Here is a 26,198-nt window from a genome sequence, read left to right as displayed (position 1 = left end):
ATGGAGACCGGCATGCACAAACCGCCAGACGCCTCTCAGATCCGCGCGCGCGGACTGACTGTCGACTTCGACACCCGCGCCGGACGTGTGCGGGTGCTCAACGACATTGACGTCGACATCGCGAAGGGATCCTTCACCTCCATCATCGGCCCATCCGGCTGCGGCAAGAGCACCCTGTTGAAGGTCTTTGCCGGATTGGTGCCGCCCACCGGCGGCGACGTCCGCGTGGCCGGCGTCGCGCCCACGGAAGCGGTGCGCCAGCGCCGCGTGGGCATGGTCTTCCAGGAAGCCGCGCTCATGCCCTGGCGCACGGCGCTGGAGAACGTCTGCTCGCTGATGCACCTGGTGCATGCTCGGCCCAGGCAGGAAATTCTCCAGCGCGGACGCGAAATGCTGCGACTCGTCGGGCTGGAGTATGCGGCCGACCGCTATCCCAAGCAGCTGTCCGGCGGCATGCGCCAGCGGGTTTCCATCGCGCGGGCCTTGGCCCTGGATCCCGAGGTACTGATGATGGACGAGCCGTTCGGCGCACTGGACGCCATCACCCGCGAAACCATGAGCGACTTCCTGCTGGAAATCTGGCAGCGCACCGGCAAGACCATCGTCTTCGTCACCCATTCCATCGATGAAGCCGTTTACCTCTCGGATCGGGTCTATGTCATGGCCACCAATCCCGCTCGCATCGTCGACTGTCTGCCGGTCGCGCTGCCGGGCCCGCGCAACGAGGCCACGTTCGCCAAGCCCGAATTCCATGAGAAGTCCTATCAGCTTCGCCAGCTGCTCAAGACGGGCCACGCCCAGGGGAGCGCATCATGACGGCGGGTAGCACCATGAAAGCCAAAACACAGCCGCAAGTCCCAGCCGTTCCCCGGTTGCCGGGAAAGATCCGCCAAGCGCTCGGCGCGGCCATGCCCAGCATCGTGCTCGTGCTGATCGTCCTGGCGGCCTGGGAGGCCTGTGTCCGCATTCTGCAGGTGCCCGCGTTCGTCGTGCCCGCGCCGACGGACATCGCGGCCGTCCTGGTGGAACGGCAGGCGGAGCTCTTCCAGGCCTCGCTCGTCACGGGCGCGGAGATCCTGTACGGCTTCCTGTACTCGTGCCTGGTGGGCATCGCGATTGCGCTGCTGGTCGACCGCTACGCCTGGTTTGGCCGCGCAAGCTACCCGCTGATCGTGCTGTTCCAGAACGTGCCGAAGATCGCCCTGGCGCCGCTGCTGATTCTGTGGTTCGGGTACGACCTGCTTCCGAAGATCGCCCTGATCGTGATCATGGCCTTCTTCCCGGTCACGCTCAACATGCTGGTCGGCCTGCGGTCGGCCGATGCCAACCTGGTCGCGCTGCTCAGGTCCATCGGCGCGACGCCGAACCAGATACTGCGCCAGGTGAAGATCCCAGCTTCGCTTCCCGCCCTGATGGCGGGAATGAAGGTGGCCATCACGCTGAGCGTCATCGGAGCGATCGTGGGCGAATTCGTGGGCGCTTCGGCCGGGCTGGGCTACATGATCCAGTTCGCATCGAGCCAGATGGAAACAGCGTTGGTATTTGCCGCCCTGGTCCAGATTTCGGTGCTCGGCGTCTTTTTCTACTACGTCATCGAATTGATCGAGCACAGGTTTCTGGGTTGGGCCACTCACTAAGTCGAATCAACAAGGGGAAAAACATGAGATCGAGTTGGAGATTCAGCGCGCTCTTCGGAGTGCTGGCACTGTTCAGCGGCGCCGTCCACGCCAAGGACGCAGTCACCGTGCAACTGGACTGGGTCGTGCGCGGCAATCACGCGCCCTTCTTCGTCGCCAGGGAGAAAGGCTACTTCGCGGACCAAGGCATCGATGTGACGGCGATCCGCAAGGGAACGGGCTCCACCGACGCTTTGCGGCTGGTGGCCAACGGGAACGCCGACTTCGGCTTTTCCGATCTGCCGACCCTGATGGTGGGACGATCGCAAGGAGTGGCCAATTCGGCGCTGCTGGCGGTAAACCAGAAAACGCCGCTGGCGATCATTTCGCTGAAGAAGAACTTCGATCTGCAGAACGCCAAGCAGCTGAAGGACGCCAACATTGGCGTGCATCCCAGCGGTTCGACCTACATCTTCCTGAAGGCCGCACTGGCCAAGAACGGCCTGGCGCTGGCGGACATCAAGCAGTCGACCGTATCGCCGCCTTACGAAAACCTGTTGCTGCTGAACCGGGTAAACGTGGTGCCGGGCTACATCGACGCCGAGGTTCCCGAGCTCGAGCACAAGGCGGGAGGGCCGGGTTCCCTGTCCATCCTGCACGGCGAGGACCTGGGCATCCAGAGCTATGGCTCGGGCGTATTCACGTCGGACAAGAACATTGCTCAGCGCCCGGATCTCGTCCAGAGGTTCGTGACGGCCTATGCCAAGGCCTTCGCCGACGTGATCCAGAACCCGGAAGCGGCCGCCGACACGCTGATCAAGAACAACCCCGAGTACAAGGGCAAGAAGGAAATGCTGGTGGCGCAGTTGCGCGCAGATCTGGACTTCACGTTCTTCAGCGAGCACACCCGGACGCATGGCATCGGCTGGATCGATCCAGCCCTGTGGCGCTCATCCGCGACGCTCTTCAAGGAACAAGGTGCGCTGTCGCCTTCCTTCGACGAAACCCAGGGCTTCGACACGCGCTTCCTCGAAAAAGCGCAAGCTCTGAAGCAGTGAGGCGAGATCATGGCAGGAAAAACTCATAAGACCGCCTCGGGCGATGTCCAGCTGCCCGCCAACAACGGCGTCTACTATGACGGCGGCTGGCACGCTCCCGTCAACGAACGCTGGACCGACATCACGGCGCCAGGAACCGGCGAACGGCTGATGGCCGTGGCCGATGCGGGCGCCGAAGACGTGGCGCGCGCGGCCCGGGCGGCGCGCGCCGGAGCCCGCGCATGGCGCCGCACGGCCCCGCTGGCCCGGGCCGCCACCTTGCGCAAAATGGCTCAGCGCTTGCGGGACAACGCAAGGGAGCTGGCGCTCCTGGACGCGCTGGACTGCGGCAATCCGGTATCGGAGATGGGGTCCGACGTCATGGTCGCCGCGGCGCTGCTGGATTTCTTCGCTGGCCTCGTGACGGAACTCAAGGGCGACACCATCCCGATGGGACACGACGCGCTGGATTACACCGAGCGGGAGCCCGTCGGCGTCGTGGCGCGCATCGTTGCGTACAACCATCCGCTGCTGTTCGCCATGGGCAAGCTGGCCGCCCCGCTGGCGGCGGGAAATGCCGTGATCATCAAGCCGCCGGTGCAGGCTCCCTTGTCTGCCTTGCGTTGCGCGGAGCTGATCGGAGATCTCTTGCCTCCGGGCGTCTTTTCGCTGATCCCGGGCGGCGCCGACGCCGGAGCGGCGCTGGCCGCCAGTCCCGACGTCGACATGATCGGCCTGGTGGGCAGCATTCCCACCGGGCGCAGGGTCATGCAGGCCGCGGCGTCGCGGCTCAAACCCGTGGCGCTGGAACTGGGCGGCAAGAACCCGTTCATCGCCTGCCCGGACGTCGACCCCGCGCTGGCGGCGCGCGCGATCGTCGATGGCATGAACTTTACGTGGTGCGGGCAGTCCTGCGGGTCCACCAGCCGGGCCTTCGTGCACCGATCCATCTATGACGAAGTCTGCGCCAAGGTGGCGCTGGCTTGCGCCGCGTTCGTACCGGGAGACCCGACCGACCCCGCCACGACCATGGGCGCGATGATCAGCCGCGAACACCGCGACCGCGTCAAGCAGGCGATCGATGCCGCCGTGGCGCAAGGCGCCCGCCTGATCGCGGGCGGCGGCATTCCCCGGGACGGCGTCCCCGCAGGCGGCTTCTATCTGGAACCGACCGTCTTTGCGGACGTGGCCGCCGCCTCGCCATTGGCCACCGAGGAGTTCTTCGGTCCTGTGCTGGCGCTCATTCCGTGGGACGACGAGCAAGAGATGCTTTCAGCAGTGCACAGCCTGGACGTCGGCCTGACCGCCGCGATCTGGACGGCGGACCTGGCGCGCGCCCACCGGCTGGCGCGTGAGATCGATGCAGGATTCGTCTGGATCAACGAAGTCGGCAAGCACTTTCTTGGCGCGCCGTATGGCGGGGTCAAGCAGTCAGGGATCGGCCGCGACGAGTGCATCGGCGAGATGATCTCATTTACCCGGGAAAAAAATGTCCACATCAACTTCAGGCCAGTGACCCCGACATGAAGGCGGAATACGACTACATCATCGTCGGCGCAGGCTCCGCAGGCTGCGTGCTGGCCAATCGTTTGAGCAAGGACCCAGCGGTCTCGGTGCTGGTCATCGAAGCGGGTCCCTGGGACCGAGACCCGCTCATCCACATTCCACTGGGATGGGGCAAGATTCTGCAGCAACGCCTGCATGACTGGGGTTACGACGCCGAGCCTGCCCCGCACGCCGACGGCCGGGCCATCGAATGCGCGCGCGGCAAGGTTGTAGGCGGAAGTTCCTCGACCAATGCAATGGCGTTCGTGCGCGGCCATCCCAAGGATTACGCACGCTGGGCGCGGCATTACGATCTGCCCGAGTGGAGTTTCGAGGAAGTCCTGCCCTATTTCCGCCGCCTGGAGGACTGGGAGGACGGACAGACCGGTGACCGCGGCGCTGACGGCCCCCTGCGGGTGCAGCGCTGCCGCTACCAGGATCCGTTGCTCGACGCCTTCTCCACGGCCGCCCGCCAGGCCGGGCACCCCTGGCTCGACGATTACAACGCCTCGCCGGCAGGCGGCTTCTCGCGCCTGCAGATGTCGATCCGGCGCGGACGCCGATGCAGTGCCGCCACGGCCTATTTGCGCCCCGCATTGCGCCGCCCCAACCTGACCGTGGTCACGCTGGCGCATGTCCTTGGGGTGGACTTCGACGGCAGCCGCGCGGTCGGCTTGCGCTTTGCCAGACAGGGCCGCACCACGGCCGTCAGGGCTCACCATGAGGTGATTCTTGCCGCAGGGGCCATCAACACGCCCGCGATCCTGATGCACTCGGGGATCGGCCCCGCTCAGACATTGCGCGATGCCGGTATAGGCGTCAGGCTGGAGCGCGCCGGAGTGGGTGAAAACCTGCAGGACCATATCTCCGTCATCGTCACAGCACGCCGCCGAGAGCCGGGCCCATTCGTGCACGGCATGCGCCTGGACCGCATCGGCGTCTCCATGGCGCGCGCCTATCTCGGCGGCGAGGGCTTTGCCGGCGACGTTCCAGGCGGCATAGTGGGATTTGTGCAGCCAGACGGCGCGGATACGCCGGACCTGCAATTTCTCCTGACAGCGGCGCCTTTCAACGCTCATCCCTGGCTCAATCCGGTACGCAAGCCTTTCGCCGACGGGTTTGCCGTCCGAACGGTGCTGCTGCACCCCCATAGCCGCGGCAAGATCACCGTCGCCAGCGCGGACCCGTTGGCACCGCCTCGGATCAACCAGAACTTTCTGGCGAACGACGCAGACCGGATCAGGGTACGCGAGTCGGTGCGTATCGCGCGGACCTTGCTGGACCAGCCTGCGCTTGGTGATTACGTCGCCACCGAGCTTGCGCCGGGCGGCGGCGTAATCGATGATGCAGCGATCGACGCATTCGTCCGCAAGACTGCCATCACGGTTCACCATCCCGGCGGCACTTGCAGGATGGGAGGCGAAAACGACCCAATGGCAGTCGTCGACAGCCGTATGCGCTGCATCGGCGTTCCAGGCCTGCGCATCGTCGATGCCTCGGTCATGCCGGACCTGACCTCGGGCAACATCAACGCGCCCGTGCTCATGCTGGCGGAGCGCGCCTCGGACTGGATACTGGAGGAGGCGCGTTGATGCGACTTTCATTGCAGCGTCATCGCTGCGTCAGCCTGCTGCCGCTGGCACACACCGCCCACCAGCGGCTGGACGATTTCTTTTCCGTCGAGTACTGCAACCCTGCCGACGAGCTCCCCCCCGACACGGCCGCGCTGATCGTCGGCGGGGCAAGCCTGGCATCCCTGCAAGTGGGGCTGCCGGCTCGGATTCAGTCCGTGACCGTGGTGGGCAGCGATGCAGTGCCGCCGCAATTCGTGGAACAGATGAAAGCCAAGCGTGTGCTGGTGACCTGGCCGCGGGTCGCCGGCGCCGAAGACGAGCGGGAAGCAATGGAGATATGTCACGACGTGATGGCGGCATTCGGATTCGGCCGCATGGGGTCGCGGCCTCGCAACGTCGTCAACGATGTCTTGCTTTGCGATTGCTGTTGACTGAGTACCCGCGTGACGGCCCTGGCGCCGGCAGAAGGGGAGTCTGCCGGCCGCCATCATCCCCCTAGAAAGACATCCTGAAACCCGCGGTCGCGGTGACGATATGGCTGCCGGAAAAATCCGTGTCCGCGTCGACCTGACCGTAGATCGCATAGCGCTCGCCCCAGCCGTAATTCAGGCCCGCCCCCACGCTGCCCCAGGTTCGAGCCATGCGACTGGCGACCTGCGTGTCAGCCACGCGTACACGCGTTCCGTCCAGGAATTCATGTTTCACGTTGACGACGCCATAGACGCTCGATTCCCGCTTCACGCCGGCCGTTTGCCAATTGCTTTTGTAGTCCAGCGCGATACCCAAACGGCCCAGCAGGCTGTCGCCCTTGTCGCTGGCGACGCGCGCGCCGAATTTGTCGTTGAAGCTGTCGAAGCGGGTCGATACGTATGTCAGCTGCGCCTGCGGGATCAGGGCCAACCCCTCGGTCAACCCGAATGCCTTGCCCGCTTCGATACCCAGCCCATAGCTCTGGGCCTTCTGGCCGCCCTTCAACTTGCCGGCCAACCGTGAGTTCAGGTCGCTGTCGAACCAGGTCGCCTGGGCCTGGGCATCGATATAGACGCCATTCTTGCCGTACCAGGTCAAAGTCGGCGTCAGGCCATAGGCAGTGGTGTCGATGGTGCCGTCGCCATACACCGACGACAGACGCGTGTCGGCCTTGCCATAGTGAAAGGCCAGGCCGCCCACCAGACGGGAGCCCTCTTTCTGGCCCGCCAGGACGCGGTCAACGCCGAATTGCGCCTTCCAGCTATCGACTTTCTGGCTCACGCCCGTTGTGGACGACGCAGGGTCGAGCCGGGCGGTCGAGCCCTCCACGCGGCTCCATACGCCGTTGCGGCCGGCGTCCGCCGGATCATAGAGGCGATTGCCGACTCGCTGGCGCAGGGTAGGCAGCTGGCTCAGGTGCAGCAGCGTATTGGCATAGGCTTCGTAGACAGGCACGCCGGGTTGATAGAGCAAGGGCGGTTCGGCGCCCGGCGTACCGCCGCCGGGCGAGGGTGTGCCGGGATCGGTCGGAGTCGTGCCTGGATCGGTTGGAGTCGTGCCTGGGTCGGTTGGAGTGGTGCCGGGATTGGTCAAGGAGGATCGCAAGTACCAGCCGCCAACGGCCGAGTCCTGTTGCAACACATAGCCATAGGCGCCAGCCACCAAGGCCGGACGCCCCCCGATGACGTAGTCGCCATTGGCCAAATCGAATCTTCCCGCCGACAGGCCATGGACCTGCACGACCTGTATGCCCCGTTGGGTCTGCGCGCCGGCGCCTCCCATGTTCTTCACCGTGACCGGTGTCGTGCCAGCGCTGTCGCCCGTGATCACCAGCTTGTCCGTCGGCGAGTCATCGGCGCCAAGCTGCGTGCGGATCTCCAGGCTGCCGCCCTGCGCCGCATAGTTGCCGGCGATCGTGAGGGTGCCGAAGCCGCTGCGCGGCCCCGGTGCGATGGCGCCCTGGTTGACCGTCGCGCCGACGCGTCCCGTGCCGCTCAGCCGTGCCGCCGCAAGCACATTCACCGGCCCGCCGAGGATGCCATCCACCTGCAGCGTTCCTGCCTGGATATCGGTGGTTCCCGTGAACGCCGCGCTGTTGCCTGACAAGGTCAGCGTGCCCGCGCCCTGTTTGTTCAAGCGCGACGTTCCCGAGAACGCGGTGGACACGCCCACGTCGTGGCCGTTCGTGTCGAACCAGGCGCCGCCGCTGCCCACGGCCTGCGTGACGAAGCCATTCAGGAAATTATTCTCGTCACGATTGGCCCGCAGGATGCCGCCGTCCAGGTTGAAGGTGCCGTTGCCCGCGCCCTTGATGACCGAGCCGGTCTCCAGCACGCCGCGGCCGCTGGCATCGCCGGTCAGGTTCAGCGTGCCGGTGGAAGTGCCGGCAGGGGCAAGCCACGTGTCGCGGACGGCGACCGCAACCCCGCCCTTGGTTATGGTCAGCGTGCCCGTGCCTTCCGAACCGATTTCGATGCGGTCGCTCGCGGTGAGCGTCGAGATATCGGCCGTCGCGCTCGATACGGTCACCGTGCCGACGCTGCCCACGCTCTTCCCGATGTAAACCGCTGCTGCGGCGCCAGGCCCGGTCGATCCGACCGTGCTCACGCTGGCGCCATCGAGAACGTGCAATTCGCCGGTTCCTTCAAAACCCACGTATATGTTGTTCAGCGGATCCCAGACCGCCTTCGGGCCTGATACCGTGACGCTCCCCTCGGCGCCGGCGACCCAGCCGATGATCGCCTGGCCGCTGTGCACGACGCCGTTGTCGATCCGCAGCGTGCCCTTGCCGCCCGTGCCGATCTCGAACGCGCCGACGGTGTTGAGATTCCAGGTCGACCCCACCCCGGAAACAAGAACGTTCCCGACGCTGCCATTGTCGACGCCGATTCTGGCCGAATCGCTATTCGCCACGCCGCCGTCCAGGATGCTTAGCGTGCCGCTGCTGCCGGACTCGCCCCCGATCAGCACCGGGCCGACGCTGGTCCAGGTGGACGCCGTGCCATTGCCGTCACGGCCCTTCACCGTCACGGCGCCTGGAGCGCCATTGAAACTTCCAACGTAGGCCCAGTCGTTGTTTACCGAACCGCCCGCATCGATGACCAACTCCCCGGCAAGGGTATCTCCGACCGTCAGATCGCCCCCCACCGTCCAATGCGGCGTCTGGACGGAACCCGGCAGGACCTGGCCAGTGACGGAAACCGATTGGGCATTGGCGGGATTGGCGACGTTTGCCGCGTAGAAAACGAGGGCAGCCGATTTCAGCCATCCCGTGCGTGGGCAACTCCTGGCGACCATGAAGAATCCTTTTTTTGAGTAGACGCGACCTACTTTCGGTACGGCATGCAGCCTGGATTTCTTAATAGGTTATTTCACCTATCCATGGGGTTCCGGCGGTCGTTCGCGAACGTCCATCTTCAGTCGATCCGCAAAGTGATGGCTCTCAGCTTGCCGGCCGCGGTGCGGACTGGCTCCGGCATCGGCGCTTGAGTCAGTCCGGCATTGCGGACACACACGGGGCAGAACCCGTAGCTTCGCGACTCGGACCGATGAAAATAGTTGCTGTAGGACGCTTCCATCGGCGCATGGCCGGGTATGCCGCAAGTAAAGCGAATGCGCGCCTTCGTGGTCGAGAATTCGCCACGCCCTCCAAAGCCTTCGGTGACGAGTGTTGCGGTTGGCGGCTTCATGGCGGCCGGCTTCAGGTGTGGCGGAGTGATCGCCAATACCGTCGCGCGCAGGATTTCCATCCGCGAAACCGTATCTGCCAAGGTTTTCCCGCGATGGTTGGTTGTACCAGCCTCCAGTTTGCAAGACAGGCAGAGGTGCCGATCGCCCAGTTTTTTCGCGTACCTGAGGAGATTGCGAAAAGAGATAGAGAAGGGCGAGTGGGGCGTTCCATCAGGACCGTTTCGTCCACAAGAGTATGTTTCCCTGTTCCAGCCCGTTGCGTCGAAGCCTGCGAGGTAGGAGATCTCCGGGTACATGCCCTCCAGTACGTACAGACGATGGTGCAGGGTTCCCATGAGCTTGAGCGCTTCGGTGACATCGACGCCGGGATATGCGCAGTCCGGGCAAGCCGAGGGTACTACGCTCATATCCGTCAAGCTCGTGTTCTTGCGTATCCGGTGCAACAAGGAACGGTCAATCAATCGCTCGTGGCCAGCGGGACAGCGCACTTGAGCTGTGAGCTGGCCCGCTTCGTACCTGGGTGAACCGAGCACGGCAAACTTGAACCCCGCGAGCGCGTCGGAAAAATCCTTGACATACTCAGGAAACAACGTCGCATGGTTGACTGCGACGCCAGAACGGGCACTGATGCATGCCGGGCAATTGAAGACGCCGGCGCTGACATGCCGCAGGGCGGACGTGCAACTATGCAGGATGGTCAAGTGATCGGCCTCGCAGCGATACAGGTAGCGGTTTGAATCATCGAACTCCATCCGGCCAATCACCGAAGGGGGCAGGCCTTGAGCAACCCACGCGCTGAGCGCCTCAGCCCGGCGTTTTTGGGAAGTGACCGCGTCCTTGCATAGGGGACAGTACTTGCGCACCCTTCCCGCAACCAGGCCCTTCGCCTGAGCAGTGTTCAGTTCGTTGCAATGGCCGCATTGATATACGACCATGCAATCCTTGTTCACCTTTGCAATTTCGTGCGAAACCAGCTTGTGATGGCCAAGATTCCTTAGCAACGCCTGCTGAAATTCTTCGAGAGGATTCGCGCAAATCTCATTCCAACGGCTAGTGATCAGCTCCAGGCTTGGATTGGGAACCGTGGGCACGAGTCCTGCCTGGCCGACGAGCTCCTGGATACAGGAAAGGAAGGCTGCTGGAGCCAACGGTCTATCTTTCATCTCGATCAGCGTTACGCCTGCCTCTACGCACCGCGTCCGCTTCTCGGCGTCCCGCTGAACCTGCGCGACGTGGGCTGCCAGGTCCTCGGCGCTCTGAGAGCGCGGCTTGTAGTGGTGCATGCCGTGATATTCGAGAGCCAGCTGCTGACTGGGGCTGTAGGCGTCAAGTTCAAGTCGATGCCCGTTATCTCTCAGGAGAAAAGCCGGGCGAGAGGTGCGCCGCCAGTCATGGGCGGGGAACAAGTGGGAAATGACGATGAGAGCGAGTGACTCGCCGCGCCGAAACCCAGATTGCCCCCATGCCTTCTCCTCGGCGCGCCATCGCGTGTCGAGATGATAGAAACCCGTGCGGCTACGGTAGAAAATCAAAAATCCGCCACCTTTTCCTGGACTCCATTCGAACGAGACCTCTGTTGCCATGTGCTGCTTTGCTCGTTCGAGGAGGTGGGCGCGGAGTATCGAATCCTTGTCCTCTTGAAGCACTGCCTTGCGTACTGCTGCACGCGACATGCAGCTATCCTCAAGAGGTGCACGCAGTAGCCGCGGCCCGGACTTCATGCTGAAGAATGGACCTGGCGACGTGTTCTCTGGATGTTGACGATGGGCGAACCGAAGTGTCCCCAAAGGGAAGGCACGCGTGAATTCTGACTGCAGTTCCACGAAGTCCTGATAACGACCCTGCACCGCCTCATTCGGCAGACGATGTCGCCGCAGCGCGCTCCTGACGGCCGCGATACCGATTGAGGGCATGGTCCATTCGAAATCTTCAGGCAAGGCCCATATCAAGGGCCGCACGTTGAACCTCAATCCAGCGGGGTTGGGAGAACCGCTTTCAGGCGTGCACAACGTCAGCGTGTGGTCGGAGAACGCCGATTTGAATTGGTCGATCAGACGGCCGACGCTTTTGCAGACTGGGCAGCCTTGCGGCGACAGGCGCACGTTGTCGTAATAAGTAATCCAGCTACCGTCCTGGCCCGCTCCGCAATCCAAGCACTCTACCGACAACCTGCGCTTCGATCCGCGTTCCGCAGGTTCACGGTCATGCAAGCGAAGTCGTCCGGATCTGCCTGGCTTGCCATCGAGTGCGGCGAGGACCCGGTTTCTAGCGTCTCGCCAAGCATCCCAGTTGGCGGGGCCTGAACGAAGCAGGCGCGGCTTTTTCGATGTACATCTCGTGCGCTCGATACTTTCCGGCATTTTTTTTCGCGGCAAAGGGACTGTCGAAAGTGCTTTCGGTGCTGAACGAATGCATGACTGTTGGAGCTGCTGATACGCCGCCAGGCGGCGCGGTTGCCCGCGGGAAATTATAGGGATACGGGAAACCACGCCAGCCTCGCAGCTGCAATTATCGCTAGTCGCGCGCAAGCACCGTTGACCGCGGCGTGGCATCCACGGAGGGCCTTGGGCAAGGGGACTGTCAGCTGGCCACGACGGATTCTTTTCATGCCTGTTCAGCTGTTGCGCGGCCAGCGCCGCACCCCGTACCAGATCGGAAAAGATGACAGCTAGAACAGCACGCCATCCTGCGGCGACAACGGCGGCAGCAGATTCTTGTCGCCCAGCAACTCCCCGACGTTGATCTCGATGCCGCGGCACAGGGCATCCAGGGGCAGGTTGTTGGGCAGGCGGTCGAAGGGTTCCTCGATCTGTTCGCCCAGGGCGTCCAGCCCGAAGAACGTGTAGGACAGCACGCCCACCATGAAGGGCGTCACCCAGCCTATGCTGCCGACCAGGCAGAACGGCAGCAGCAGGCAATAGATGTAGACGGTCCGGTGCAGCAGCAGGATGTAGGCAAAGGGAATCGGCGTGCTGCGTATCCGCTCGCAGCCGCCGCCTATGTATGACAGCCGTGTGATCTGGCCATCGATGTCCGCGAGCAGGATGCTGTCCAGCCGCCCTTCCCGCCGCAACTGGGCATAGGCCTGGCTCAAGTCGCCCAGAAGCACGCTGGGCGGATTCGCCGCATGCATGATGCGGGCCGCAGTAGCGGCGGGCAACCAGCGCTGCAGGTCTTCCTTGGGATCGCTCTGCCTCAGCATGTGCCGCAAGGCATGGGCATAGGCGATGAGGCCATGCGCCAATTCACGCTGGCGCGCGGCGGGCAGGCCGTCGGGAAAACTCAGCGTCTGCCGCGTCAGGTTGCGGATGACGATGAGCAGCTCGCCCCAGAGCTTGCGCGCCTCCCACCAGCGCTCGTAGGCCACGCTGTTGCGGAACCCCAGGAAGATGGCCAGGGTCAGCCCGACCAGCGTCAAGGGCACGGCGCCCAACCCGACCCCGCTCAAGGGCAGCCGGTGCTCCGCCAGCACCACGGCGGTGGCCAGCAGCATCATGGCGACGACACGCTTCCAGATGATGGAGACAATGGATCCCTTCAGCGTGAACAGCAGCAGCCAGGGAGAGCGCGAGGCGGGGCGGACGATCATGACGGCTTACGCTTGGGCGCCCCCCTGCGCGGCTTTGCGGATGCGCACCGGTATCGACTTGTAGGAAGGCGTGCCGCATTCCTTGTCGATATAGTCCAGCGGAACCAGGACATTGGCCTCGGGATAATAGGCCGCGACCGAACCTCGCGCGATGCTGTATTCAATCGCGGTAATGCCTGCCAGCCGCAGCGTCCGGTTCCGCGACACGGTTTCTATGTCCACCAGATCACCGTGTTCCAAGCCCTGCGCGGCCAGGTCTTCCGGATGCATGAAGAGCACGTCGCGGCGGCCGAAGACGCCGCGGTAGCGGTCGTCCAAGCCGTAGATCGTGGTGTTGTACTGGTCGTGGCTGCGTATGGTCACCAGCCGCAACACCTCGTCCGGCCAGGGCTCATAGCGCTCGCGCACGCCGGGGAACACCGAGAACATGGCCTTGCCGGTGGGCGTGTTCCACTTGCGCTCGGTCGGCGGCAAGGGCATGCGAAAGCCGCCGGGCACGCGGATGCGCGCGTTGTAATCGTCGAAGCCCGGAATCGTGCGCTCGATCAGGTCGCGGATGCGATCGTAGTTTTGCACCAGCCCCAACCAGTCCACCTTGCTGTGGGGCAAGGTCGCCCGGGCCATGGCGGCGACGATGGCCGGTTCCGAGCGCAGCTCGGCGGATGCCGGCTTCAGCTTGCCCGCCGAGGCGTGGACCATGGACATCGAGTCCTCCACCGTCACTGATTGCGGGCCGTCGGCCTGGACGTCCAGCTCGGTGCGCCCCAGCACCGGCAACAGGAAGGTCTCGCGCCCCACCAGCAGGTGCGAGCGGTTGAGCTTGGTGCCCAGATGCACGCTCAGCGTCAGTTCCTTCATGGCCTCGAAACAGAGTTCGGGATCGGGCAAGGCCACGGCGAAGTTTCCGCCCAGGCAGATGAGCGCCCGGGCCGAGCCGTCGACCATCGCTTCCATGGCCTGCACCGCGTCATGGCCATGGCCCTGCGGCGGCGTGAAGCCGAACTCCGCTTCCAGCTTTGCCAGGAACTCCGGGCTGGGCTTTTCCGTGATGCCGACCGTGCGGTTGCCCTGCACATTGGAGTGACCGCGCAGCGGGCAGATGCCGGCGCCGGGCTTGCCGAAGTTGCCGCGCATGAGCAGCAGGTCGGCGATCAGCTTGACGTTGGCCGTGCCCGTGTTGTGCTGGGTGATCCCCATGCCGTAGGTGACGATGGTGGCGTTGGACTTGGCGTAGGCCTCGGCCACGTGCTCCAGGTCCGCGCGGTGCAGCCCGCTTTCGGTTTCGATGTCGGCCCAGGAGGTTGCCTCCAGGTCCGCGGCCAGCGCGTCAAAGCCCAATGTGTGTTGCGCGATGAACTGGCTGTCCAGGACGTTCCCGCGCTGCGCTTCCAGCGCCAGCAGCGCTTTCATGATGCCCTTGAGCGCGGCCGCGTCGCCGCCCGCCCGGACCTGATAATAGGTCGAGGCGATATTGGTCGAGCTGAAGGTCGCCATTTCCACGATGCTCTGCGGATCCGCGAAGCGTTCCAGCGCGCGTTCGCGCAAGGGATTGAAGACGATGATGGGAACCTTGCGGCGCGCCAGTTCGTGCAGCGTGCCCATCATGCGCGGGTGATTGGTGCCGGGATTGTGGCCAATGGAGAGAATGAGCTCCGCATGGTCGAAGTCCTCCAGCGAGACCGTGCCCTTGCCGATGCCGATGGACTGTGGCAAGCCCACGCTGGTCGCCTCGTGGCACATGTTGGAACAGTCCGGGAAATTATTGGTGCCGAACTCGCGCGCAAATAGCTGAAACAGATAGGCCGCCTCGTTGGAGGCCCGTCCCGAGGTATAGAACTCGGCCTGGTCAGGCGCGTCCAGGCTGCGCAGCGCCTCGCCGATGCGTTCGAACGCGGCATCCCACGACACGGGAACGAATTTGTCGGTGGCCGCGTCGTAGGCCATCGGGTGAGTCAGGCGGCCGAAGTCCTCCAGTTCATAGTCCGACAGCGCCAGCAATGAAGACACCGTGCGCTGGGCGAAGAAATCCGGCGTCACGCGCTTGCTGGTTGCCTCCCAGGTGACCGCCTTGGCGCCGTTCTCGCAGAACTGGAACGTGGAGCGGTGTTCCTTGTCCGGCCACGCACAGCCTGGACAATCGAACCCCGCGGGCTGATTGGTGCGCAGCAGGACGACGGGCGCCTCCACCACTTCCATCTGTTGCCGCACGGCCTGGGCCGTCGCCTTCAACGCCCCCCAGCCGCCCGCCGGCCCGTCATAGGGACGGATGCCAGGTACTTCACGTCGTTGTTTCATGGCTGGTCTCCTTCAAGCGCCCAATTCCCGCCAGCATGCGGCAACGACAAGAATTGATCTAATTTTTCCTGTGAACCTTTTGATAATCCATGGTTATCAAGGCTTCGTCGCCAGCGATTGGTTGAGGACGGCTTCCAGGTCCAGCTGGCCGGCGATCTGCCAGGCGGCGTTCGACAAGGCAGGCGGCGTGTCGCGCCGCAGCCTGACCAGGCAGACGTCCTCGGCGTGCTCCGGAGTGATGGGGTGCGCCAGCAGCCCGGCCCCTTCGTACTGGGCGGGCAAGGCGCTCAGGGGCATGATGGAGAACGCCCGCCCGCTCTGGCATTCCGCCAGCAGCACGCGGATGTCGTTGCTTTGCAGCACCACGCGCGGCTTGGCTTCCACGCTCTCGAAACATTTGTTCAAGGTCTGGCGGTTCTGCATGTCCGGGCTGAGCAGGCAGAGCGGAAGCTCGCCCACTTCCGACCAATCCAGCTGGCGCGGCAAGGAGGCCTGCTCGTTCGCCACCAGCACGTAGCGCTCTGCGTACAGCGGCATCACGTCGAAATCGGCGCTATCGAGCACCGACCGCTCATAGAGGATGCCCAACTGGATTTCCTGGGCCTTCAGCCGGCGCAGGATTTCCGGCGTGCTGAGCGAGGTGACTTCCAGCGTCAGCTGCGGAAGGATCTCCCGGTACTGGGCGCTGAGCAGCGTCGCCGCATGGTTGGCAGTGGGAATCGCGCCTATCGCCAGGTGGCCTTGCGGCACGCTGCGCACCAGGTTGGCCTCCTGCCGCAGCCCCTCCAGCGAAGCCATCACCTGCCGCACCCACTGGATCACCCGTTCGCCTTCAGGGGTAATGCCTTCGAAGGTCCGGTTGCGCTTGACGATGGTGATTCCGAGTTCGCGCTCCAGTTCGCGGATGCCATTGGACAACGCCGGTTGCGAGACATGGCAGCTTTCCGCCGCCCGTCCGAAATGCCGGTACTTGTCCAGGGCCAGGAGATAGGAGAGCTGACGGATAAACATAGACATTCCTGCATTTCATCGTCCACGGTAACGATCTATTTTGCAGAAAATCCGGGCCATCTCAAAGACATCGCGCACGCCGCCGCCTTGACGCCCGAGCCGCCGCGCCGGCAGGTCTCTGAATGCCGCGGCAAAAGTAGTACGCTGGATTCAGCAGCGCCGGCGGCCCGCCGCCACGCGTTGCGTGTCGGAGGAAAGCAGCTCATGACCGCCCCGATCCTGAGCCTGATGTCCGGAACCTGTTCAATGCTGCGCAAGCTGCGCCGCGCGGCGGCGCTGTTGGCGGCAGCGGCGTTCGTCGCGGGCGGCGCAGGCGCGCAGCCGGCCGGGGGCCAGCCGGCCGCCCTCTTGCTGACCCTGGACGGCATCGTCGGCCCCGCCACGGCGGACTACGTGATCCGCGGCCTGGCCGCCGCGCGTGAACAGAATGCCGCGGCGGTGGTGCTGCGCATCGATACGCCGGGCGGACTCGACGCTTCCATGCGCGACATCATCCGCGCGATCCTGGCCTCGCCCATTCCCGTGATTTCCTATGTGGCGCCCAACGGTGCGCGCGCCGCCAGCGCCGGCACCTATATTCTTTACGCCAGCCATGTCGCGGCCATGGCGCCCGCGACGAACCTGGGCGCGGCGACCCCGATTTCGCTGGGCGGCTCCTCCAAGCCGGCAGAGCCGCCAGACAAGCAGCCGCCCCCAGGTCACGAGGGCAGTCCTGGACGAACCGGGCAAGATCCGGCCGAAGCCAAGGCGATCAACGACGCCGTGGCCTACATCCGCGCGCTGGCCGCGCTGCGCGGCCGCAATGCCGACTGGGCGGAACAGGCGGTGCGCGGCGCGGCCAGCCTCACGGCCGGCGAAGCGCACGCGCGTAACGTGATCGACCTGATCGCCGATGACCTGCCGGACCTGATGGCCAAGGCGGAAGGACGCAGCGTCCGTGTCGGCAACGGCATGGTGACCTTGCACACCAAAGACCTGCGAGTGCTGGCCAGAGACCCCGACTGGCGCACCCAGGTGCTCAGCGTCATCACGAATCCCAATCTGGCGCTGCTGCTGCTGATGGCCGGCATCTATGGACTGATCTTCGAATTCATGACTCCCGGCGCCCTGTTTCCGGGCATCTTCGGCGCCATCTGCCTGTTGGTCGGACTCTACGCCTTGTCGGCGCTGCCGCTGACCTATGCCGGGATCGCGCTGGTCCTGCTGGGCATTTCGCTGATGGTGGCGGAGATATTCGCGCCAACGCTGGGCGTCCTGGGCATTGGAGGCGCGGTGTCCTTCATCTTGGGCGCCCTCCTGCTCATCGACACCGATACGCCCGCCTTTGGCGTTTCCATTCCGCTGATTGCTGGCATCGCCGCGGCCAGCCTGGGAATGACCTTCCTGGTCGGCCGGCTGGCCCTGCGTTCGCGCCAGGCTCCCATCGTCAGCGGCGCCGAGTCGCTGATCGGCCAGCGCATCAAGGTGTTGAGCTGGGCGGACCGGCAGGGCTACGTGGCGGCCGCGGGCGAACGCTGGCGGGCGACGGGTCCGGCGGGCCTGGCTGCCGGCGATGCAGTCGTCATCACCGCCGTCCGCGGCGTGACCTTGCAGGTACGGGCGGACGCCGGCCCGCCGCCGTCGGGATGACGGCGTCCGCAACCTGCGCTCTCGAACCCTCCATGCGGAGCCTGCCATGTTGATGAACCTCGCCTTTTACGCCCCCATCCTGGCGCTGGCCGTCGCGCTGTTCGCCCTGTCGGTCCGAATCTTGCGCGAGTATGAGCGCGGCGTGATCTTTACACTGGGACGTTTTACCGGCGTCAAGGGTCCCGGATTGATCCTGCTGATCCCGCTGGTCCAGCAGATGGTAAGAGTGGACCAGCGCACCGAGGTCTTCGATGTTCCCAGCCAGGATGCCATCTCCCGGGACAACGTGTCCGTCAAGGTAAACGCGGTCATCTACTTCCGCGTGATCGATCCCGAGCGTTCCGTGATCCAGGTCGAAAACTTCCGCCAGGCAACCAGCGAACTGGCGCAGACGACGCTGCGCTCCGTGCTGGGCAAACACGACCTGGATGAACTGCTCTCGGAGCGCGACAAGGTGAACAGCGCGGTGCAGGAAATCCTTGACGCGCAGACCGACGCCTGGGGCATCAAGGTGGCGAACGTCGAGATCAAGCACATCGATCTGAATGAAGGCATGGTGCGCGTCATCGCGCGGCAGGCCGAGGCGGAACGCGAGCGGCGCGCCAAGATCATCCATGCCGAAGGCGAACAGCAGGCCGCGCAGATGCTGCTGAACGCGGCGCGCACCCTGTCGGAGCAGCCCGAGGCGATGCAGCTGCGCTACCTGAGCACGCTGGCCATGATAGGCGCGCAGAACAGCTCGACCATCGTCTTCCCCTTCCCCGTGGAACTGGGCCGCCTGCTCCAGGGCCTGGCGGGCAAGGGCCAGGAACCGCCTGCGGCCGCCGCCAGCCAAGCGGACCCGGGGACGCGCTAGGCCGCCGCCTTGCCCTCTTCCTGCAACTGCCGCCACAAGATTTTGCCGGTGCTGGATTTGGGCAAGGCGTTCACGAACTCGACGATGCGCGGCGCCTTGTAGGCGGCCATGCGCGTCCGCGCCCAGGCGATCACGTCTTCTTCGCGCACGCTGCCGCGCGCCTCGTCGCGCAAGACCAGCAGGGCCTTCACCGTTTCACCGCGGCTGGCGTCCGGCACGCCGATCACGCAAGCCTCGTGCACCGCGGGGTGCCCGTACAGCGTGTTCTCCACCTCCGCCGGCCAGACCTTGTAGCCGGACACATTGATCATGCGCTTCAAGCGGTCGGTCACGTAGAAGTAGCCTTCGTCGTCCACCCGGCCCAGGTCGCCGGTACGGAAGTAGCGCTGCCCGTCCAGCATGAAGAAGGCTTCGTCGTCGGCTTGCGGATTGTTCCAGTACCCCAGCATGACCTGCGCGCCGCGCGTCACGAGTTCGCCGGTTTCGCCTTGGGGAAGTTCAGCCAGCGTGGCCGGGTCCACGATCCGCGTGTCCACGCCGAAGGTGGGGACGCCAATGCATTGGCGCTTGTTGCGGTCCAGCGGATTGCAGTGCAGGAACGATGCGGTTTCCGTCAGGCCGTATGCCTCGTTGTAGGTAATGCCGTAGCGGCTGGCCAGCATGCCCGCGACCGCCTCGGGCATGGGAGCTCCGCCGCCGCACAGCTGCGCCAGGCTGGAAAGGTCCAGCCTCTCGATGCCCGGTTGCGCAAAGAAATCCACGACCATCGCCGGCGGCGCGGCCCAGACGCTGACGCGATGACGCGCCATCAGCCGCCCGGCCGCTTCGCGGTCCCAGCGCGGCAGCACCACCACCGTGGCGCCCAGCAAGATGGGCGTGTTCATGCCGCTCTGCATGCCCAGCAGATGGAACATCGGCGCCACGCCCATGATGACCGCCTCGGAGGTCAGGCCGCGCCATAGCTGCGAGCCGGCCAGGGATGCGTTCATGGTGCCGTGGGTGTGGCGGCAGCCCTTGGGCCGGCCGGTGGTGCCCGAGGTGTAGGGCAACAGGCAGAGGTCCTTCGCCCCCGCCCGGTGCGGCGACGGCTGAGCGTTGACCGCCAGCGCGCCGTACCAAGGCACGCCGCCGCGCACATCAGGTGCGCGCCGGGGCGCGGCGACCCAGTCGGGCGCGTCAGGAGCCGGGGCCTGCAAATAGTCCGAATAGGTGTGGACGATGACGCGCTCCAGGCGTCCGTCAGCGGCGAAGCCGTCCAGCCGCGCGCACAGTTCCTGGGCCGCGAAGGCCACTCGTGCGCCGCTGTCCGCCAGGTAATGCGCCAGCTCGTCCGGCGTGCTCATCGCGTTGACCGGCACCACCACCGCATCGGCGCGCAGGATCGCGTAGTACGCGATGACGAACTGCGGACAGTTCTGGCTCAGCAACAGGACGCGGTCGCCCGCCTTCACGCCCGCGCTGTGCTGCAGGTAGCCGGCCATGGCATCGACCTCGCGCTTTAAGCGCGCGTAGTCGAGCACGGTGTCGTAGAACACGATGGCGGCCTTGCCCGGATAGCGCGCGGCGGACGCCTCCAGGTTGAAGTACAGGCTGGACTGCGGCGGGCTGATCTCCTTCGGCAACCCCTTGGGCCAGTACCGATAATGCGCTTGGTGCATCTTGTCTCCTCATCGTTGTTCTGACTGTCTGCCATGCGCTTCAGGCGGTCATGGCGCGCGCGATGATTTCCTTCATGATCTCGTTGGAGCCGCCGTAGATCTTGCCGACCCGCGCATCCGCGTACATCCTGGCTATCGGGTATTCAAGCATGTAGCCGTAGCCACCGTGCAATTGCAGGCACTCGTCGATCACCTGGCAGTTCATCTGCGTGGTCCACCACTTGGCCATGGCTGCGGTGGACAGATCCAGCGTGCCGGCCAGCTGGCGTTCGATGCAATCGTCAACGAAACGCGCCGCAATGGTGGCGACCGTCTCGCACTCGGCCAGCGTGAAGCGCGTGTTCTGGAGTTCGATGAGCGCCTGGCCGAAGACCTGCCGGGCGCTGGCGTAGGCCACGGTTTCCTCGATGGCGCGACGCATGGTGGCCACGGCGCCCACCGCGATCAGCAGCCGTTCGCGCGGCAGCTGCTGCATGAGCTGGGCGAAGCCACAGCCCTCGACGCCGCCCAGGAGGCAGTCCTCGCCCACGCGCGCGCCGTCGAAGAACAGCTCCGCCGTGTCCAGGCTTTTCTGACCCAGCTTCTCCAGCAGCCGCCCGCGCCTGAAGCCCGGCAGGCCCTGCGTTTCCACCATGATCAGCGACACGCCCCTGGCTCCGGCCTGGGTATCGGTCTTGGCGACCACGCAGACCAGGTCCGCGTGCAGGCCGTTGGTGATGAAGGTCTTGGATCCGTTGAGCACGTATTCACCACCTTCCTTGGCGGCGGTGGTGCGCACGCTCTTCAGGTCGGACCCCGCTCCCGGTTCACTCATGGCGATGGCGCCCACCAGTTCACCCGTGGCCATGCGCGGCAGCCAGCGACGCTTCTGCTCTTCCGTGCCGTAGTTCAGGATGTAATGCGCCAGAATGGCGCTGTGCACGTTGTTGCTGAAGCCATGCACCATGGCGCGCGCCTGCTCCGCCGCCACGATGGCCTCGTGGGCGAAGCTGCCTCCGCCTCCGCCATAGGCTTCGGGCATGCTCACGCATAACAGGCCCAGACGGCCGGCCTTGTTCCAGACCTCGCGGTCCGCGTGCTGCTGCTTGCGCCAGCGTTCTTCGTCGGGCACAAACTCCTTTTCGAAAAGACGCCGCGTCGAATCCTGGAACAGCGTCAGGTCTGCGTCCATCCAGCCTTGCCGTGGCGTGTCCATTGCGCTCCCCCCTTTCAAGGACGGCCGCCGCCGACGACCAGGACCTGGCCGCTGACGTAGTTGGACTCGGGCAGGCAGAAAAGGTACACCGCACCTGCGGCTTCCGCCGGCGTGCCGGCTCGGCCGATGGGGATCAGGCTTTCGGCGTTCTTCAGCACTTGCGGATTGACGCCCACCTTGATCTGCCGGCCTTCGATGTCCAGCGTGGCATCGCCGTCGGCCGGCGCTTCGGTCAGGCGCGTCTTGATCAGCCCGAAGGCCACGCTGTTGACGTTTACCTTGTAGCGGCCCCATTCCTTGGCCAATGCGCGCGTCAGGCCGTTGATGCCCGCCTTGGCCGCCGAATAGTTGGCCTGCCCGGCGTTGCCCATGACGCCGGAAGTCGACGAGATGTTCACGACCTTGCGAAACACTTCCCTGCCTTGCTCCGCCTCGGCCTTGGCCGCCACCCGGATGAAACCGGAGGCCGCCCGCAGGATGCGGAACGGCGCGGACAGGTGCACCGCCAGGATGGCGTCCCATTGTTCGTCCGTCATCTTCTGGATCACGTTGTCCCAGGTGTAGCCGGCATTGTTGACGATGATGTCCAGGCCGCCATAGGTATTCACGGCGGTGCCGACGAAACGTTCGGCGAAGCCCGCCTCGATCACGCTGCCCGCGCAGGCCTGCGCCTGGCCTCCCGCCCTGCGGATCAGCGCCACGGTTTCTTCCGCCGGCCCCGCGTCCAAATCGTTCACCACCACGCTGGCGCCTTCGCGCGCAAGCTTCAGCGCGATCTCCTGCCCGATGCCGCGCCCCGCGCCCGAGACCAGCGCGACCTTGCCTTCCAATGTGCCCATCGTCATCTCCTTTCCTGGGTTACTGAATTGCCAGCACCGCCACGCCGCTCAGGCGCAGTTCGCCGGTCTGGCTGCGCGCATGCAGTTCCACCCGCAAGCGGGTTTCTCCCTGCGCTTCAAAGCGTTCCACGACGCTGCCGGAACAGCGGACCTCATCGCCCACGTGCGTGATCGCCACGAAGCGCACGGCATACTCGCGCAGCGCCGATTGCGGCGCCCAGTTCGTCAGCAGCCGGGCCAGATAGGCGGCCGACAGCATGCCGTGGGCGAAGACGTCGTCCATGCCCGCGGCTCGCGCGAAATCCAGGTCCACGTGTATCGGGTTGTGGTCACCCGAAGCGCCGCAATACAGCGCCAGCCCCAATCGGCTGACCGGCCCCGCGGTAAAACCGGGCAGCTGGTCGCCGGCCTTGGCGTCATGATTCATGGCCGCAGTCATTCCCGTCTCCTAGGTGTTGCGCACGACGGTCGTCGCGCGCAGTTCGGCGACCAGGCGCCCGGCGGCGTCGGTCACCCGGGTTTCACGGACGACGAACTCCAGCGCGCCGCCTTTCTTGGCGTAGATGTCGGCGATGCGCGGCTCGAAGCGCAATTCGTCGCCTGCGTACGCCATGGCGTGGTAGACGAAGCCCTGTTCGCCGTGCAGCACCCGCGCGATGTCTATGCCCAGCAGTTCACGCATGGCGGCGGGCCGTGGGCTGTCCATTTCCAGGCAGAAGAAGAAGGTCGGCGGCACCGGCAGTCCCGGGTAGCCGGCCGCCAGCGCGGCGGCCTCGTCGGTATAGACCGGGTCGTCCTGGCCGGTGGCCTTGGCAAAGAAGCGCAGGCGGCCCGCCTCCACGCTAGCGCTGAACGCCGGCAGGGCGGCGCCGATATGGCTGGTGTCGAGCATTGCGTTCCCCTCAGACGGCCTGGTACAGCGTCACCACGCAGGCGCCGCCCAGTCCCAGGTTGTGCTGCAGCGCCAGCCTGGCGCCTTCGACCTGGCGCAAGTCCGCCTGGCCTCGCAGCTGCCACACCAGCTCGGTGCATTGCGCCAAACCGGTCGCGCCCAGAGGGTGGCCCTTGGACAGCAGCCCGCCGGACGGATTGGTCACGACCTTGCCGCCGTAGGTGTTGTCGCCTTCCAGGATGAACTTCTCGGCGCCGCCCTCGGGCGTCAGGCGCAGGCCTTCGTAGGTGATCAGCTCGTTGGCGGTGAAGCAGTCGTGCAGTTCGACCACGTCCACGTCGTCAGGGCCGATACCGGCGGCCTCATAGACTTGGTCGGCCGCGGCTCGCGTCATGTCAAAGCCCACTACTTTGCGCATGTCGCCAGCACCGAAGGTGGACGGCGTGTCCGTCGTCATGGCCTGCGCGGCAATGCTGACGGCGGGCGCCAGACGGTGGCGGCGCGCAAACTCGTCCGAGCACAGGATGGCGGCCGCCGCGCCGCAGGTCGGCGGGCAGCATTGCAGGCGCGTCAGCGGATCGAAGATCATGGGCGCGGCCAGCACCTCGTCCAGCGTGACCGGCTGGCGGAACACCGCGTAAGGATTGCGCGCGGCATGCTGGCGCGCCTTGACCGCGATGCGGGCGAAGAGGTCGGCGCCGACGCCGTGCTCCTTCATGTAGTCGCGGCCCGCGCCGCCGAAGAACTGGGCTGCGCGCGGCTTGGCCGTGTCATAGCCCTGCATTTCGCTCATCGCCGAGACGAAATCCTGCAGAGGCGACGGGCGGTCTTCGTACACGCCTTTCAGCGCGCCAGGCACCATCTGTTCGAAGCCCACCGCCAGCGCGCACTCCACGGCCCCGCTTTCCACCGCCTGCCGCGCCAGGAACAGGGCCGACGAACCGCTTGCGCAATTGTTGTTGACGTTGAACACCGGAATGCCGCTGAGCCCCACGCCGTAGACCACCGCCTGGCCAGCGGTCGAATCGCCGTAGACATAGCCCGCGTAGGCCTGCTGGACCGCGTCGTATTGCAGTCCGGCGTCCCGCAGAGCCTGGCGCACGGCGCTGGCGCCCATCACGGTATATGCCTCGCTGGCGCCGGGCTTGCTGAAGGGAATCATGCCGACTCCTGCCACCCATACTTTCCGATTCATGTCTGACTCTCCTGATGAGCGGGCGCGGCGACAGCCGCGCGCCTGGATTCATGGTCTTGCCTCAGCACGGACTTCAGCACCTTGCCGGCGGCGGACATGGGCAATTCGCTGAGGAACTCGTAGGTCTTGGGGCACTTGTAGGCGGCAAGCCGCAGGCGGCAATGCCTGTCCAGAGCGTCGGCGTCGGCGGCCATGCCCGGACGCGGTACGACTACCGCGTGCACCGCCTCGCCCCACCGCGCATGCGTCACGCCGATGACCGCGCAGCGCGCCACTAGCGCGTGGCGGGCTAACACGCCTTCCACTTCAGCGCCGTAAACGTTTTCGCCACCGCTGACGATCATGTCCTTGAGGCGGTCAACGATATACAGGTATCCGTCCTCGTCCTGGCGGGCCGCGTCGCCTGTCCGCAGCCAGCCCCGGTCGAATGCACGGCGCGTTTCTTCGGGCCGGTTCCAGTAACCCTGCATCACCATGGGTCCGCGCACCAACAACTCGCCAACCGCGCCGGGCGCCGCCTCGCTGCCGTCGGGCGCGAGAATGCGCGTCTCCACGCCTACCGCAGGCGGTCCCGCCGATTCGGTGCGCGCGCCGCCCTGGCGCACGTCTGCATTGATGGCGACCGTGGCGGCGGTTTCGGTCATGCCGTAGGCATGGACGAACTCCGCTTGCGGAAAGGCCGCCAGCGCCCGGTCGAGCAAAGCCCGGGAAATCGGCGAGGCGCCCCAGATCACGCGCCTCACGCCGTCCAGCCTGTACTGCGCGAACCCGGGTTCGTCCAGCAGCATCTGGATCATGCTGGGCACCAGCAGTACTTCGGTTACGCCGTCGTCCTGCAGGGCCTGCAATACCGCGCGGGGCTGGAAGCCGCGCTGGACCGCCACCGATGCGCCCGCGACAAACTGTCCGATCAATCGTCCCAAGCCGGCAACATGAAACAGCGGTGCGACCAGCAAGGTGCGGCTGTCGGGCGGCGTGGGGACCGTAGCCATCCTGGCCACCGCAGCGCTCCAGAGATTCGCGTGTGTCAGCATGGCGCCCTTGGGCGCGCCGGTCGTGCCGCCGGTAAAGAGAATCGCGGCCAGCGCGTCGCCGCCCGCACGGACATCCTCCAGCGGCGCAGCCGCGGCGGCGTACGCTTCCAGCACGTCGGCGGACAGCGGCGCCGTGCTGGCGGGAACGTCCACATCGGCCATGCGTGGCGCCATGGTCTCGTCCACCAACAGCAGGCGCGGACTGCAGTCGGCCAGTGCCTGCGCAAGCTCTGGGCTGCTCCAGCGTGTGTTCAAAGGCAGCACGGCCGCTCCCAGCCACCAGCACGCCAGGATCCACGACACATAGTCTGCGCCGTTGGCGCCCCAGAACGCCACGCGATCGCCCTGCAGTACGCCATGGCCGCGCAGCACGGCGGCCTTGCGTGCGGTCCAATCGATCAGCGCCGCGTAAGTCCAGCGCCGTACGTCTTCGCATAGCGCGATCTTGCCGGGGTGCAGCCGGCCTGCGCGATGCAGGCCTTGTGTCAGATACATGGTGCTCGTCTCCTGCGGCGCCGTGCTCCTTGCGCGGAGCAGCGTGCGTTCGTCCTCGAGCCCCTAGCTTCCCCCTTG

At 65.3% G+C, this 26,198-nt stretch carries 20 protein-coding genes; 8 read left to right on the top strand and 12 right to left on the bottom strand.

Translation table 11 applies throughout. From position 1 onward, the window contains the following. Window positions 1-12: 12 nt before the first annotated feature. The 6 genes from NGK62_RS27725 to NGK62_RS27700 all read left to right on the top strand — a co-directional run bounded on the left by NGK62_RS27725 (window position 13) and on the right by NGK62_RS27700 (window position 6,203). The gene (locus tag NGK62_RS27725) at window positions 13-816 is read left to right on the top strand and encodes an ABC transporter ATP-binding protein (RefSeq protein WP_251881297.1); all 804 of its coding nucleotides are present in this window, start codon (window positions 13-15) and stop codon (window positions 814-816) included. A 92-nt stretch (window positions 817-908) separates the two neighbouring features. After that, window positions 909-1,637, top strand: a complete 729-nt coding sequence (locus tag NGK62_RS27720) for an ABC transporter permease (protein ID WP_223283454.1) — start codon at window positions 909-911, stop codon at window positions 1,635-1,637. Window positions 1,638-1,660: 23 nt separating this feature from the next. Further along, window positions 1,661-2,674 (top strand): ABC transporter substrate-binding protein, encoded by a 1,014-nt coding sequence (locus tag NGK62_RS27715; RefSeq protein WP_251881295.1) that lies wholly within the window; start codon window positions 1,661-1,663, stop codon window positions 2,672-2,674. 9 nt (window positions 2,675-2,683) lie between these two features. Next, window positions 2,684-4,180 (top strand): aldehyde dehydrogenase family protein, encoded by a 1,497-nt coding sequence (locus NGK62_RS27710; protein WP_251881294.1) that lies wholly within the window; start codon window positions 2,684-2,686, stop codon window positions 4,178-4,180. Then, window positions 4,177-5,790 carry a GMC family oxidoreductase gene (locus NGK62_RS27705; RefSeq protein ID WP_251881293.1) on the top strand — a complete coding sequence of 538 codons (1,614 nt, stop codon included), beginning with the start codon at window positions 4,177-4,179 and terminating at the stop codon, window positions 5,788-5,790. The genes NGK62_RS27710 and NGK62_RS27705 overlap by 4 nt, the downstream gene beginning before the upstream one ends. After that, window positions 5,790-6,203 carry a hypothetical protein gene (locus NGK62_RS27700; protein WP_124260416.1) on the top strand — a complete coding sequence of 138 codons (414 nt, stop codon included), beginning with the start codon at window positions 5,790-5,792 and terminating at the stop codon, window positions 6,201-6,203. The genes NGK62_RS27705 and NGK62_RS27700 overlap by 1 nt, the downstream gene beginning before the upstream one ends. A gap of 64 nt (window positions 6,204-6,267) precedes the next feature. Here NGK62_RS27700 and NGK62_RS27695 read toward each other — a convergent pair whose 3' ends face one another. The 5 genes from NGK62_RS27695 to NGK62_RS27675 all read right to left on the bottom strand — a co-directional run bounded on the left by NGK62_RS27695 (window position 6,268) and on the right by NGK62_RS27675 (window position 16,333). Continuing rightward, window positions 6,268-9,039, bottom strand: coding sequence for an autotransporter family protein (locus NGK62_RS27695; RefSeq protein ID WP_251881292.1), 2,772 nt, complete (start codon window positions 9,037-9,039; stop codon window positions 6,268-6,270). Between the two features lie 119 nt (window positions 9,040-9,158). Beyond that, on the bottom strand, window positions 9,159-11,642 hold the full coding sequence (locus NGK62_RS27690) for a hypothetical protein (RefSeq protein ID WP_251881291.1): 2,484 nt from the start codon (window positions 11,640-11,642) through the stop codon (window positions 9,159-9,161). A 458-nt stretch (window positions 11,643-12,100) separates the two neighbouring features. Then, window positions 12,101-13,021: a bestrophin family protein gene (locus tag NGK62_RS27685; RefSeq protein WP_118934985.1), complete on the bottom strand. Its 921-nt coding sequence runs from the start codon at window positions 13,019-13,021 to the stop codon at window positions 12,101-12,103. Window positions 13,022-13,027: 6 nt separating this feature from the next. Then, window positions 13,028-15,316 carry an FdhF/YdeP family oxidoreductase gene (locus NGK62_RS27680; RefSeq protein WP_251881290.1) on the bottom strand — a complete coding sequence of 763 codons (2,289 nt, stop codon included), beginning with the start codon at window positions 15,314-15,316 and terminating at the stop codon, window positions 13,028-13,030. A gap of 96 nt (window positions 15,317-15,412) precedes the next feature. Next, window positions 15,413-16,333 carry a LysR family transcriptional regulator gene (locus NGK62_RS27675; protein WP_251881288.1) on the bottom strand — a complete coding sequence of 307 codons (921 nt, stop codon included), beginning with the start codon at window positions 16,331-16,333 and terminating at the stop codon, window positions 15,413-15,415. A 198-nt stretch (window positions 16,334-16,531) separates the two neighbouring features. On the opposite strand from NGK62_RS27675, the gene NGK62_RS27670 reads away from it, so the two are divergent. Both NGK62_RS27670 and NGK62_RS27665 read left to right on the top strand, forming a co-directional pair. Then, window positions 16,532-17,956 carry an NfeD family protein gene (locus tag NGK62_RS27670; RefSeq protein ID WP_251881287.1) on the top strand — a complete coding sequence of 475 codons (1,425 nt, stop codon included), beginning with the start codon at window positions 16,532-16,534 and terminating at the stop codon, window positions 17,954-17,956. A 46-nt stretch (window positions 17,957-18,002) separates the two neighbouring features. Further along, window positions 18,003-18,812 carry a slipin family protein gene (locus NGK62_RS27665; protein WP_059371768.1) on the top strand — a complete coding sequence of 270 codons (810 nt, stop codon included), beginning with the start codon at window positions 18,003-18,005 and terminating at the stop codon, window positions 18,810-18,812. Here NGK62_RS27665 and NGK62_RS27660 read toward each other — a convergent pair. From NGK62_RS27660 to NGK62_RS27630, 7 genes are read right to left on the bottom strand one after another with little or no spacing between them, the layout of a single operon-like run. Next, entirely contained in the window at window positions 18,809-20,470 is a 1,662-nt protein-coding gene (locus tag NGK62_RS27660) for a long-chain fatty acid--CoA ligase (protein ID WP_251881285.1), read from the bottom strand. The genes NGK62_RS27665 and NGK62_RS27660 overlap by 4 nt on opposite strands. A gap of 40 nt (window positions 20,471-20,510) precedes the next feature. Beyond that, window positions 20,511-21,665: an acyl-CoA dehydrogenase family protein gene (locus NGK62_RS27655; protein ID WP_059371766.1), complete on the bottom strand. Its 1,155-nt coding sequence runs from the start codon at window positions 21,663-21,665 to the stop codon at window positions 20,511-20,513. A gap of 14 nt (window positions 21,666-21,679) precedes the next feature. Beyond that, a complete protein-coding gene (locus tag NGK62_RS27650; protein WP_059372763.1) occupies window positions 21,680-22,504 on the bottom strand; it encodes an SDR family NAD(P)-dependent oxidoreductase in 825 nt (274 codons plus the stop codon). A 19-nt stretch (window positions 22,505-22,523) separates the two neighbouring features. After that, window positions 22,524-22,943: a MaoC family dehydratase gene (locus NGK62_RS27645; RefSeq protein ID WP_059371765.1), complete on the bottom strand. Its 420-nt coding sequence runs from the start codon at window positions 22,941-22,943 to the stop codon at window positions 22,524-22,526. Between the two features lie 9 nt (window positions 22,944-22,952). Continuing rightward, entirely contained in the window at window positions 22,953-23,396 is a 444-nt protein-coding gene (locus tag NGK62_RS27640; protein ID WP_118934526.1) for a MaoC family dehydratase N-terminal domain-containing protein, read from the bottom strand. Window positions 23,397-23,406: 10 nt separating this feature from the next. Continuing rightward, window positions 23,407-24,591 (bottom strand): lipid-transfer protein, encoded by a 1,185-nt coding sequence (locus NGK62_RS27635; RefSeq protein WP_251881283.1) that lies wholly within the window; start codon window positions 24,589-24,591, stop codon window positions 23,407-23,409. Continuing rightward, window positions 24,588-26,120: a class I adenylate-forming enzyme family protein gene (locus NGK62_RS27630; RefSeq protein WP_251881281.1), complete on the bottom strand. Its 1,533-nt coding sequence runs from the start codon at window positions 26,118-26,120 to the stop codon at window positions 24,588-24,590. Before NGK62_RS27630 ends, NGK62_RS27635 begins: the two co-directional genes overlap by 4 nt. Window positions 26,121-26,198 lie beyond the last annotated feature (78 nt).

Source organism: Achromobacter sp. Marseille-Q4954, from assembly GCF_943737025.1.
Classification (GTDB): Bacteria; Pseudomonadota; Gammaproteobacteria; order Burkholderiales; family Burkholderiaceae_B; genus Achromobacter; species Achromobacter bronchisepticus_A.
Note: the sequence above shows the minus strand (reverse complement) of the source record. Positions and strands in the feature narration are given on the sequence as shown.